The sequence below is a fragment of the Spiroplasma sp. ChiS genome, from assembly GCF_002968355.1.
GTDB classification, from domain to species: Bacteria; Bacillota_I; Bacilli_A; order Mycoplasmatales; family Mycoplasmataceae; genus Spiroplasma; species Spiroplasma citri.
In genome coordinates, this window is record NZ_PUUH01000227.1 from 1 (window position 1) to 772 (window position 772).

Annotated in this window: 1 pseudogene; it reads left to right on the top strand. The window is 18.4% G+C overall.

Annotated elements, in window-relative coordinates:
• Positions 1-583, top strand: a pseudogene (locus tag C6B38_RS10195) (hypothetical protein); the annotation flags it as partial.
• Between the last annotated feature and the right edge of the window lie 189 nt (positions 584-772).

The following is a 772-nucleotide window of genomic DNA, read 5'->3' on the forward strand; positions in this document are numbered from 1 at the left end:
ATTAGTATTAAGTGATGGCGAAAAATTAGTATTAAGTGATGGCGAAAAACAAATTAAAAAAATTTACAAAGCCATAAAAACAAACTATAAAAATAACACTGTATCATATAGTTTGGATAAATTTCATTTAGTAAAAAGATTTAAAGACTTATTTTCATATAGAAATAGAAACAAAATTCATAGATTAAAATATAAATTAGCAAAAATATATTTTTTTACTGGAAATTATGAAGCATTATTAGATTTTTTAATTTGTCAKTTACCCTATGTTATTGACAGCAAAAAGAAATTTTTATTAGAAACTATTGAATTAATTAAAAATAATAAAGATGGTATTGAAAATCAAGCATTAGAATATAATATTGGTTGTCATGTTGAAGGTGATGTTTCACATTATATTAAGGCTGTTAAGGGGCGTGGTGCAAAAATATATTGTAAAGAAACATTTAATAATATGTTAATTGCTTCAATGTTAAGACTTAATAGCAGAATTAATGAAGTTAAAATTAATAAAAATAAAGAAAAAATTGAATCTAATATTTTTAAATTAAATCAATCTCAAAATCAATTTTTATCTTTATAAATAAAAAACTTTTTAAAATTAGTAATAACTTTAAAAAGTACTTTTTAGTGTGTCAAAATTCATAATTTTATAAAATTATTTATTCAATTAAAAATATAATTTTTAAAAAAGTTGAATTTTTTATAAATTTTGTTATCATTTAATCATAAGCGAAACATAATTTGTTTCTAATTACTTAATTTTATTAAA